This is a genomic window from Photobacterium sp. NCIMB 13483 (assembly GCF_003025475.1).
GTDB classification, from domain to species: Bacteria; Pseudomonadota; Gammaproteobacteria; order Enterobacterales; family Vibrionaceae; genus Photobacterium; species Photobacterium piscicola.
The window spans coordinates 115,734-127,168 of the sequence record NZ_PYLV01000012.1; the positions used below are offsets into that span (position 1 = coordinate 115,734).

General features: G+C 38.2%; 9 protein-coding genes. 3 read left to right on the forward strand and 6 right to left on the reverse strand.

Going from position 1 to position 11,435, the window contains the following annotated elements; all coding sequences use genetic code 11:
* Positions 1-30: 30 nt before the first annotated feature.
* The gene (locus C9I86_RS11455; RefSeq protein ID WP_107276391.1) at positions 31-999 is read left to right on the forward strand and encodes an ABC transporter ATP-binding protein; all 969 of its coding nucleotides are present in this window, start codon (positions 31-33) and stop codon (positions 997-999) included.
* A complete protein-coding gene (oppF, locus tag C9I86_RS11460; protein ID WP_107276392.1) occupies positions 996-1,982 on the forward strand; it encodes a murein tripeptide/oligopeptide ABC transporter ATP binding protein OppF in 987 nt (328 codons plus the stop codon). The genes C9I86_RS11455 and oppF overlap by 4 nt, the downstream gene beginning before the upstream one ends.
* Positions 1,983-2,022: 40 nt before the next feature.
* Here oppF and C9I86_RS11465 read toward each other — a convergent pair whose 3' ends face one another.
* The 6 genes from C9I86_RS11465 to C9I86_RS11490 all read right to left on the reverse strand — a co-directional run bounded on the left by C9I86_RS11465 (position 2,023) and on the right by C9I86_RS11490 (position 9,870).
* Positions 2,023-3,513, reverse strand: coding sequence for a sensor domain-containing diguanylate cyclase (locus tag C9I86_RS11465; protein WP_158258941.1), 1,491 nt, complete (start codon positions 3,511-3,513; stop codon positions 2,023-2,025).
* 103 nt (positions 3,514-3,616) lie between these two features.
* Complete coding sequence (locus tag C9I86_RS11470) at positions 3,617-5,191, reverse strand: EAL domain-containing protein (RefSeq protein ID WP_235865932.1); 1,575 nt, start codon at positions 5,189-5,191, stop codon at positions 3,617-3,619.
* 447 nt (positions 5,192-5,638) lie between these two features.
* Complete coding sequence (gene purB / locus C9I86_RS11475; protein WP_080157906.1) at positions 5,639-7,006, reverse strand: adenylosuccinate lyase; 1,368 nt, start codon at positions 7,004-7,006, stop codon at positions 5,639-5,641.
* A gap of 88 nt (positions 7,007-7,094) precedes the next feature.
* Positions 7,095-7,712 carry a high frequency lysogenization protein HflD gene (hflD, locus tag C9I86_RS11480; RefSeq protein ID WP_107276394.1) on the reverse strand — a complete coding sequence of 206 codons (618 nt, stop codon included), beginning with the start codon at positions 7,710-7,712 and terminating at the stop codon, positions 7,095-7,097.
* Between the two features lie 14 nt (positions 7,713-7,726).
* Positions 7,727-8,842 carry a tRNA 2-thiouridine(34) synthase MnmA gene (gene mnmA / locus C9I86_RS11485; protein WP_080157904.1) on the reverse strand — a complete coding sequence of 372 codons (1,116 nt, stop codon included), beginning with the start codon at positions 8,840-8,842 and terminating at the stop codon, positions 7,727-7,729.
* 377 nt (positions 8,843-9,219) lie between these two features.
* Entirely contained in the window at positions 9,220-9,870 is a 651-nt protein-coding gene (locus tag C9I86_RS11490) for a pseudouridine synthase (RefSeq protein WP_080157903.1), read from the reverse strand.
* Between the two features lie 143 nt (positions 9,871-10,013).
* Between C9I86_RS11490 and icd the strand changes: the two genes are divergently transcribed.
* Entirely contained in the window at positions 10,014-11,267 is a 1,254-nt protein-coding gene (gene icd / locus C9I86_RS11495) for an NADP-dependent isocitrate dehydrogenase (protein ID WP_080157902.1), read from the forward strand.
* The last annotated feature ends 168 nt before the right edge of the window (positions 11,268-11,435 follow it).

Here is an 11,435-nt window from a genome sequence, read left to right on the forward strand (position 1 = left end):
GGTGCTTATTGTTGATAACAAGGAAGTAGTATGAGTTTGTTAGAAATTAAAGATTTACGAGTAGAATTTACCACGCCAGATGGCAATGTTACTGCGGTAAATGATCTTAATTTTTCATTAGAGCAAGGTCAAACCTTAGGTATTGTAGGTGAATCAGGTTCAGGTAAAAGCCAAACTGTATTTGCAATCATGGGTTTATTAGCCAAGAACGGCATTATCAGTGGCAGCGCTAAATTTGAAGGTCGCGAGATTTTAAATTTATCCGAAAAAGAATTAAATCGTATTCGTGCAGAACAAATAGCAATGATTTTCCAAGATCCAATGACGTCATTAAATCCTTATATGAAGGTTAGTGAACAGTTAATGGAAGTACTAATGCTGCATAAAGGCATGAGCAGATCTCAAGCGTTTGAAGAATCCGTAAGAATGTTGGATGCAGTTAAAATTCCAGAAGCGCGTCAGCGTATTACTATGTATCCCCATGAGTTTTCTGGTGGTATGCGTCAACGGGTTATGATTGCAATGGCGTTATTATGTCGTCCTAAGTTGTTGATTGCTGATGAACCGACAACAGCACTTGATGTAACCGTTCAAGCTCAGATTATGACATTATTAAACGATCTCAAATCTGATTTTAATACCTCGATCATTATGATCACCCATGATCTTGGTGTGGTCGCTGGCAGCTGTGACAAAGTGTTAGTGATGTATGCCGGACGGACGATGGAATATGGTGATATCAATGATATTTTTTATCGTCCGAGCCATCCATATACCGAAGGGTTGTTACGCGCCATTCCTCGTTTGGATACCGAAGGTGACGATTTACCAACGATTCCGGGGAACCCACCTAACTTATTATCCTTGCCTGTTGGATGTCCATATCAAGAACGTTGCCATCGTGTATTGCCGCGTTGTAAGCAAGAATCACCAATATTAATGCCATTTGCACACGATAGATTACGTGCTTGTTTTGCTGATATGGGAGCACAGTCATGAAGACGGAAAAGAAATTATTATTGGATATTACCAATCTTAAAGTCCATTTTAGTATTGCGTCTAAATCAGCATGGCCTTGGAGTCAACCAACCAAATTAAAAGCGGTTGATGGTATTAATGTTAGTGTTTATGAAGGTGAAACGTTAGGTGTTGTTGGCGAATCAGGTTGTGGTAAATCAACATTTGCTCGCGCGATTATTGGTTTGGTCGAAGCGACTGAAGGGCAAGTGGTATGGCTAGGACAAGATCTGACCAAGCTTAATCACAGCGCTCGACGTGAAACTCGCAAACAGATTCAGATGATTTTTCAAGATCCATTAGCATCATTAAATCCGCGTATGACCGTTGGCGAAATTATTGCCGAGCCATTAAAAGCATTTTACAGCCAATTATCAGCTGAAGAAATCAAACAACAAGTACAAGCAATGATGACCAAAGTCGGACTATTACCGAACGTAATCAATCGTTATCCTCATGAATTTTCTGGCGGACAATGCCAACGAATTGGTATAGCACGTGCATTAATCTTAAAACCCAAGATGATTATTTGTGATGAACCTGTCTCTGCGTTGGATGTATCAATTCAAGCGCAAGTGGTGAATTTGCTTAAATCGTTACAAAAAGAGATGGGATTAAGCTTAATCTTTATCGCACACGATTTATCGGTCGTAAAACATATTTCTGATAGAGTGCTGGTGATGTATTTAGGCCATGCGGTTGAAATGGGGGACAGTAAAGCTTTATTTGCTAATCCTCAGCACCCTTATACCAAAGCATTAATGTCAGCTGTACCTATTCCCGATCCTGAGTTAGAACGTAATAAGCAGATTGAGTTGTTAGAGGGGGATTTACCATCACCGATGAACCCACCATCAGGCTGTGTCTTCCGTACCCGTTGCCCTAAAGCTGTTGCCCATTGTGCGAAAGAAAAACCGGTATTAGTAGGTACTCACCAACATGCAGTTTCGTGCCTACAGATTTAATGGCTAAAAGATGAGTAACGTTTCAATTATTTATTGAGCGTTACTCTTTTTTTTGAAAAGACGGTGGAGATTTAAATACATAATTATTTAGCTGCTGTTGCAGTGCTTTTCTATTTTCAGCTTTATTTTCTTTATTTTTATACAAAGTTTTATCAGCTCGAATTAAAGCATCATGTAAATTTTCATTCGGCTTAATTACCGTACAACCAGTAGAAATCGCTACTTTTATATGATAATGACAAAAATAGCCGCTAAAAATAGCTAATTCTAAGCGATCTGCCATTAATAATGCTTGTTCTAAATCGGCATTGGGCAAAATAATACAAAATTCATCACCCCCGAGTCGAATACAAATATCACTGTCTCGTGTCATATCATCAATGGTTGATGAAATATGTTTCAGTGCTAAGTCACCAATATCATGTCCATAAGTATCATTAATTGTTTTAAAATCATTGGCATCAAAAACAATCACTGAAATTGGTTTATCGATTGCTCTATTTTCTTCTAGTGTTTTTTTGATAACAGTATCAAGAATTCGACGGTTAAATAATCCCGTTAATTGATCTGTATATGCCTCTAATTGATAATACTGTTTTTGAGATTTGTATTTTCTTAATGTGGCATTCATATAATTAAGTGCGATCAAAATAAGTAACCCGAAAGTCAGAATTTGAACAGCAAAAGTAATAAAAATTGTTGATGAGATATTCGCGTGTATCAGAATATTATTACTTAAACGGGTGTAGACCTGTATTGATGGTAATAGTGTATGGTTATATCCCTTAAAAATATCAATCCTCTTTTTCTTATTAACATCATAAAGATATAAATTTAATGAAGATTTTAATTTATTAGGTAAGGTGATTGACGATAGTAATGATTTAACTGGAATATCAACCCCAATATCACCGACGACCTGATCTTTATTATAAACGGGTGATTTAATCGTAATAACCATTCGGTTAGAGAAAAAATCAAGGTAAGGCGCCGTATAATAAAAGCCATTATATAGTGATGTTACAGGTTGAGATTCAGAACGCTGATCTTTATATTTTGGCGACGAGAAAAATTCTCTTGTGGCATTAAAATTAATAGCATTGGATTTTGATGATAGATAAAAATATTCCAATGTATGAGAAATATAATAGTAATTATAGGTGATCGAATGATGTTGTTGCTCAGCCCATAGATCATCAAGCAGAGCAAAAATATGGGTATCATTTTGAATGTGCTTATTTGGCTTCCCAGGACCAAGTAACGTGCCATTAAGCAGATTATCGGGATAAATACCCCGATTGAAGCCAAATTCTTTTAATTTTGGGTAATAATGTATTGTAACTAAAGCCTGTAATTGTTGGTTTTTTAGGTCGTTAATAGCTTTTGTTACCGTACTGGCATAACGTTGATTTCGAAATGCTAACGTATTCATTGCATTTTTTATTTGATTCAAATTTTCTTGCACGTATAGCTGTGTTTCATGAATATCATTACGGATACTGATAGTAACTAAACCTGCCAGTATCAACATATTACATAAAATAATAACTATTTTTTTGACGAATTTATTTTCGCAAATAAAGTGGTTAAACTTCCGTTCAGAATCGTTTTTTTTAAATATATGATGTTCTATTTTAGACATTGAAGTGTTTATCGTTAATTAACAAGTCAAATGGCATTGGTTTGCTATATAAAAAACCTTGATGATAACGAATGCCAATATCAAGTAAAATTTCAGCCTGCTGTTGTGTTTCAATCCCTTCTGCAATTATTTCTACTTCTGCTTGTTCCGCAAATGCAGCTAATGATTTAATAATAGTATTTGCGTTTGATGAACCAATATCAGCAATAAATACTTTATCAATTTTAATGGTTGTCGCTTGTAATCTTTGTAGAGACAACAAGTCACAGTGGCCATTACCGACATCATCAAGCTTAATTTGAACTCCCATAGCATTGAGTTTCTGACAGTTTTTTTCTGCTTGCTCAATATTATCAATTGGAGAGCGTTCTGTGAGCTCAAAAGCAATGTTATGAGGTGCAATGTGGTAGTGAGCCAGAGCTGAACGCGTAATATCAATGAGCTCTGGATCTTGCAGTACACTGGCGCTGATATTAATGCTGAAGTAGTAAGGCAGTGTTTTGCCATGTAAGGCTTCTAGCTTATGAATATCACGCGCAACAGTATTAATTAATTGAAAAGTTAGCGGTGTAATGACACCGTTCGTTTCACATTGAGGAATAAATTCATCAGGTAGAATAACTTTACCTTTTTTAGTCTCCCAACGAATTAAGACTTCATAGCCACATGTTAAATGCTTTTCTGCATCAATAATGGGCTGATAGTAAGGTACTAAATGATTTTGTTTAATCGCATTGAGTATCAAGTATTTAATAATACTTGTGCTGCGATAGCGACGATATAACATTATTAAGACAATAAAAATTAACCCGCTTAATACCAGCAATAAAAATGGTTTTATGCGTGCACGATAGTCTGTAATTACTTGAGGTGTAATATAATATGTTATTGATGCCTTTTTATAAAAAGGCCTCGATATAATAGGTTCCATTGCGTTTTTTAGTTGCTGATCATTTACTGCTGGTTGTTTGAACAGAGCTTTTGATGCATTTTCAGTATTACTGGTATACAACGTAATACCATCATGCTCTATCGTTTGGACCCAACAATTATCACAAGTATTAACTAATAAAGCATCGATAGGTTGTTTTTCAATATCAACAGTAATTACGCCACCAACAACCTTTTTACTATATTGAAGAATTGATTCACTATTATTTGCATTTGCTACCATGGCAAGATCATTATTCAATTGAATCTTTTTGATTGGAGAACCATACATCTGACTTAAATTGGTCCGATCGCCACAGATTTTACCTGAATTAGTGGTAAGGCTAATATTACGAATATTTGATGAATAATAGCTTGCTCGTTCAAGCTCTGATATATCTTCATTATCACAGGTATAAGACAGATGATATTGTAGATTATCAAGTAGAATAGCAGTGGATTGAATGCTTTGTAAGTAGTTATTACTTCGCTTATATTCAAATGATTCAAGATTATATTTAAATAATTGGCGACCAACTGATTGTGAAGTAAGTGCTAACGTCACGAAACCTATAGCGAGAAATAACATTATTAATACAATGCTATATAACGAGATTGAAGGACGTCTGATAGTCACGATGAAAGAACTCCACTATTTTTATATTTTAATTATCATAAGCAAAATAGCAAAAACAGATCCAAGATGCTCCTGAAGAGTTATGAAAACAATAAAAACATAAACTATGCATTATTTATTATTTTTTATATAACACTAAGGTATTGTTTTGTCGTTCAATGAATATGAACTTAGGTAGGTATGCACATTGCGAATGCGTTAATATTATATTTTGTAGGAATTTTTATTGCTGTTATTGTTATTTTATATTCCTTATCGTTATTTATAAATAATAGTCATACAAATGTTCATTATAACTATTGCTATTAATTAACGCAGAGAAGTATAAGCTAAGATAATAGTGATATCGTCAACAAACCGTCAATAAATTATCAGTGTAGCGTTAATAAAAAGGACGTTATCAAATAACGTCCTTATATTATTAACTCTATTTGTAATAGCGGTAATTTATAGCTTATCTGTTAATTTAACTGCATCACCAATATAGTTAGCAGGGGTTAACATTTTAAGACGTGCTTTTTCATGCTCAGGTAATTCTAAACCATCAATGAATGTGCGCATACCTTCGCCATCAACACGCTTACCACGAGTCAACTCTTTTAGCTTCTCGTAAGGTTTTTCAATGCCGTAACGACGCATAACTGTTTGAACTGGCTCTGCAAGCACTTCCCAATTACGGTCTAACTCAGCAGCAAGTGCATCTTGGTTAAGTTCAAGCTTACTAATACCTTTAAGTGTTGATGTGTATGCAATGATTGCATAGCCACAACCTACACCTAGGTTACGTAAAACAGTAGAGTCTGTTAGGTCACGCTGCCAACGAGAAACTGGTAGCTTCTGTGCTAAGTGACCAAAGATAGCATTAGCTAGGCCAAGGTTACCTTCTGAGTTTTCAAAATCGATTGGGTTAACTTTGTGTGGCATGGTAGAAGAACCAATTTCGCCAGCAATGGTTTTTTGCTTAAAGTGACCTAAAGCAATATAACCCCAAATGTCACGATCGAAGTCAAGCAAGATAGTATTGAAGCGAGCAAACGCATCAAATAATTCTGCAATGTAATCATGCGGTTCGATTTGTGTGGTGTAAGGGTTGAAAGTAATCCCTAATGCCGTCACAAACTCTTCGCTGTATTGATGCCAATCGATATCAGGGTAAGCAGATAGGTGAGCGTTGTAGTTACCTACGGCACCATTGATCTTACCTAGAATTTCAACGTTTTCGATTTGCTTATATTGACGCTCCATGCGGTACGCCACGTTTGCCATTTCTTTACCCATTGTTGATGGAGAAGCTGGCTGGCCGTGAGTACGGGTAAGCATTGGAACATCACGGAATTGATTAGCAAGCGCTTTAATCGCATCAATAACGTTACGTACTTCTGGTAGCATTACTTTTTCACGAGCTTCAGTCAGCATCAGCGCATGAGAAAGGTTATTGATATCTTCTGAAGTACATGCAAAGTGGATGAATTCATTAACCGCATGGAGCTCAGGTAATTCAGCTACTTTTTCTTTTAGAAAGTATTCAACCGCTTTTACATCGTGGTTTGTTGTACGCTCAATCGTTTTAATACGTAGTGCATCTTGTTCACTAAACTCAGCTGCAATACGATCTAAGAATGCATTTGCTTCAGCGCTGAATGCAGGAACTTCCACGATAGCATCAGTAGCGGCTAATTTTTGTAACCAACGGATCTCAACGATAGTACGGTATTTTAGTAAACCGAACTCACTAAAAATACTGCGTAATACGCTTGTTTTGCTTCCGTAGCGGCCGTCTACTGGGGAAACAGCTGTCAGTGCTGACAGTTCCATGTTGATCTCTCCTGGTTTATGAGGGTTAAAACAAAATTAATATTCAGCCTGATTTATCAAGCTGAATTGAAGTTAGCAATGCGTTAACTTAGTTTCGAGCGAGCAAAATTTTTGCTTGTTCTAGCATTTGCTTACGACCAAATAATAAATGACGGCGTTTACCACCGACTTGGCTCCAAAGAACAGCACTACGAACGGCTGCAAGTAATAATGCACGAACACGATGCTGAACATGAGGTAATTGTAATTGCGCTGGCGTACCAGATACTTGAATACGAGGTCCTAATGGGCTGATAATATCCAAATAAATACTGGCAATATTACTCAACATTTGTTCGTCAAGTAGTTCAAAATGGACCGTTTGGCGTTTCAATGTGTCAACACGATCACTCAGTTGTGCCATGCTATCGCGACGAGCCGATAGTTTACGTTCCAGTGCCATAACACCTACAAGGTATCGTGTTATTTCACTGCCAGATGATGAACCATCAATATCACGCACCATAGCTTCTAAGCCAATACGTAGATCAGCTTCGCTGCCGTAGACACCGACGGTGTTGGCTGGATCTGTTGCCATAATGCTATTGAGCATTGTGCTTAATGCTGCTGAATCGCAATTGCCATTACGGGCAACATCTTGAACTAATTTGACTGCTTGGCATATACCTGCAAACGCAATCGTTCGATCATAAATAGAGTAAGCCACGCGCAAAAACTCCTTTAAATTCGCTCTTCAATAATGCCGCCACCAAGACAGATTTCACCGTTATAGAACACGGCTGATTGTCCAGGTGTGACTGCAATTTGAGGCTCATCAAAAATTACTTTAATAGTTTCATCATCCATTGGGATGATAGTACAAGGAAGATCTTGCTGACGGTAACGGGTTTTTACCGTACATGCCATGGTCTCGCGAATAGGTTGACGATCAACCCAATGCAACTGAGAGGCAATCAAACCGTTTGATTTTAAACGAGGGTGATCTTTACCTTGACCAACAATTAGCACATTACGCTCTAGATCTTTATCAACGACATACCATGCATCTTCAAGGCCATTACCGCCTTTTTGACCACCAATATGTAAGCCTTTACGTTGACCTAATGTGTGGTACATCAAGCCTTGATGTTCACCGATAACAAGGCCTGTATCTGCAACTTCAATTTTACCCGGTTGAGCGGGTAGGTATTTACCTAAAAACTCAGTAAATTTACGCTCACCAATAAAACAAATGCCAGTTGAATCTTTTTTCTTTGCCGTGATCAAGCCTTGCTCTTCGGCAATACGACGTACTTCCGGTTTTTCGAGCTCACCAACAGGGAATAAACTGCGTGCAATTTGCTCATAACCTAACGTGTATAGGAAGTAGCTTTGATCTTTGTTGTTATCGACACCACGCAACATTTGAGGTTTTTCACCTTCAACTGTTGGGAAACTACGACGGGTATAGTGACCCATTGCAATATAGTCAGCTGCTAGCACTTCATCAGCAAATTCGAGGAAGGCTTTAAATTTGATTTCTTTGTTGCACAGAATATCTGGGTTTGGCGTACGACCCGCTTTATATTCAGCAAGGAAGTATTCAAACACGTTATCCCAGTATTCCGCTGCAAAGTTAATGGTATGCAGCGTAATACCAAGTTTGTCACATACCGCTTGTGCATCAGCGAGATCTTCTGCAGCAGAGCAATATTCGTCGTTATCGTCTTCTTCCCAGTTTTTCATAAACAAGCCTTCAACTTGATAACCTTGTTGAAGGAGCAGGTAAGCGGATACCGATGAATCTACGCCGCCGGACATGCCGACAATGACTTTCTTTTGGCTGTTATCAGACATATTTCTCTACTGTCGCTAATTTAGTGTTAAGAGCGTAATTCTAACAGAAACCCTGCGCCTGAAACAGATCGAGAGCAGAATCACACTTCAATAAATAGTGATTAACGATAGTAACGGTATAAATAAAACTCAAGGTAATAAAAAAAAACATTTAAAAACGGAGGTATAGATAAAAAAAGGCCATGATTCCTTATTATTACGATCTTGATACTATTAAATAGCAAACGTTTGCTATTTGTCGCAATCATAGTAGATGTAACTAAAAATGTGTAGTTTTTTGTTGAGGAAAATAGTTTTCAGGTATTGATGGGAATAATGCGCTCCAATGTCAGACAGAGGGCGGTCAGACATAGAGCGCGAATAGTGCGAATAGAAAACTACGCTAGATTTGGACTTGGAAGCGTAATTTCTTTCCATTCACCCGGCGCTAAATCTGCCACCGTCCATTGCGCCATTTGATAGCGAATTAAACGTAATGTTGGAAAACCGATATGCGCCGTCATGCGACGAACTTGGCGATTACGACCTTCACGTAACGTAATAGCAAGCCAGGTTGTGGGAATATTTTTACGCTCACGAATAGGTGGCGTACGATCCCATATTTGTGGTGATTCGATCACTTCAACGCCAGCGGGTAGCGTTGGGCCATCTTTTAATGTCACGCCATCACGTAACTGCTGTAAATCTGCAGCTGTTGGTGCGCCTTCAACCTGCACCCAATAGACTTTGGCTTGCTTTGATTGTGGTTGGGTTAATCGCGCTTGCAAAATACCGTCATTAGTTAATACCAGTAATCCTTCACTGTCTTTATCCAACCGTCCAGCAGGATAAACATCTTTAACCGGAATAAAATCCGCTAAGGTGCTATCACCAGGTTCACCTGAAAATTGGGTCAAAGTGTTATAAGGTTTGTTAAATAAAATAACTTTTTGTGGGCCACGAGGACGCTTGGGTTTATTTATTTTTCTTGACGCTCTACGCTCATTATTGGCACGAAGAGGTTGACGATTTGTGGTGTTTGGCTTCATAAATACGCGTTGTTGTAAGAGTTGATGAGTTGGACAGGCTTATTATACGTGAAAAATTACACAATTGACGTATTGATAAAATTTAAAGTATGATTTGCTCGCTTCTTACAAAATGATAACAAATGGATGCCAGGAGATTTAAAATGGATAGTAAAGTAATTATACCGACAGCGGGTCAGAAAATCACAGTAGATGCTGAAGGTAAATTGATTGTTCCTAGTACCCCGATTATTCCGTACATCGAAGGTGACGGTATCGGGATCGATGTAAGTCCTGCAATGATTAAAGTTGTTGATGCCGCAGTTAAAAAAGCGTACGCCGGCGATCGAAAGATTGAGTGGATGGAAATCTACACGGGTGAAAAATCGACCCAAGTATACGGCGATGACGCATGGCTTCCACAAGAAACCCTTGATTTTATTCGTGAATACAAAGTGGCTATTAAAGGCCCATTAACAACCCCCGTTGGTGGCGGTATTCGTTCCCTGAACGTCGCATTACGTCAAGAGCTTGATCTCTATATTTGTGTTCGACCTGTTCGTTATTTTGATGGTGTTCCAAGCCCAGTTAAACGTCCACAATTAACCGATATGGTTATCTACCGCGAAAACTCAGAAGATATTTATGCGGGGGTTGAATACCAAGCGGGTACACCTGAAGCTGATAAAGTTATTCAATTTTTACAGCAAGAAATGGGTGCAACAAAAATTCGCTTCCCACAGCAATGTGGTATTGGTATTAAACCCGTATCAGAGGCGGGCACTAAACGTCTAGTACGTGCTGCAATTCAATACACCATTGATAATGATCGTGACTCGTTAACCTTAGTACACAAAGGTAACATCATGAAATTTACCGAAGGCGCGTTTAAAGATTGGGGCTATGATGTAGCTCTACAAGAATTTGGTGCAGAATTACTTGATGGCGGCCCTTGGATGACGTTAAAGAATCCAAAGACAGGCAAAGAGATTGTGATCAAAGATTGTATTGCTGATGCTTTCTTACAGCAGATTTTACTGCGCCCTGAAGAGTACGATGTTATTGCAACCATGAACCTTAATGGTGATTACATTTCGGATGCTTTAGCAGCTCAAGTGGGTGGCATTGGTATTGCACCGGGTGCCAATATTGGTGATGGTGTGGCGCTGTTTGAAGCGACTCACGGTACAGCACCTAAGTATGCAGGCCAAGATAAGGTTAACCCTGGTTCATTGATTCTGTCTGCTGAAATGATGTTACGTCATATGGGTTGGACAGAAGCTGCTGATTTGATTATTAGTTCAATGGAAGCGGCGATCAGTAATAAGACCGTAACCTATGATTTTGAACGTCTAATGGATGGCGCTAACCTGCGTAAATGTTCAGAATTTGCTGATGATATGATTGAGCAAATGTAACCATTACCGTATTTAAAATACATAAAGCTCAGCATTGGCTGTAATGCATGTGAATTAAGATAATTTACGCTTCCTTGAAGGCCTAGTCGCATAGCGACTAGGCCTTTTCTTTACTGCCCTTGGATAACTTCTTTCCTGCCTTTCTGGTAGTACAAAGCTTTCTGCCAT

What these genes read in the sequence shown, in the direction of transcription:
- C9I86_RS11455 (WP_107276391.1), top strand. Translation starts at nt 31, where the DNA reads ATGAGTTTGTTAGAAATTAAAGATTTACGAGTAGAATTTACCACGCCA.
- oppF (WP_107276392.1), top strand. Translation starts at nt 996, where the DNA reads ATGAAGACGGAAAAGAAATTATTATTGGATATTACCAATCTTAAAGTC.
- C9I86_RS11465 (WP_158258941.1), bottom strand. Translation starts at nt 3,513, where the DNA reads ATGTTGATACTGGCAGGTTTAGTTACTATCAGTATCCGTAATGATATT.
- purB (WP_080157906.1), bottom strand. Translation starts at nt 7,006, where the DNA reads ATGGAACTGTCAGCACTGACAGCTGTTTCCCCAGTAGACGGCCGCTAC.
- mnmA (WP_080157904.1), bottom strand. Translation starts at nt 8,842, where the DNA reads ATGTCTGATAACAGCCAAAAGAAAGTCATTGTCGGCATGTCCGGCGGC.
- C9I86_RS11490 (WP_080157903.1), bottom strand. Translation starts at nt 9,870, where the DNA reads ATGAAGCCAAACACCACAAATCGTCAACCTCTTCGTGCCAATAATGAG.
- icd (WP_080157902.1), top strand. Translation starts at nt 10,014, where the DNA reads ATGGATAGTAAAGTAATTATACCGACAGCGGGTCAGAAAATCACAGTA.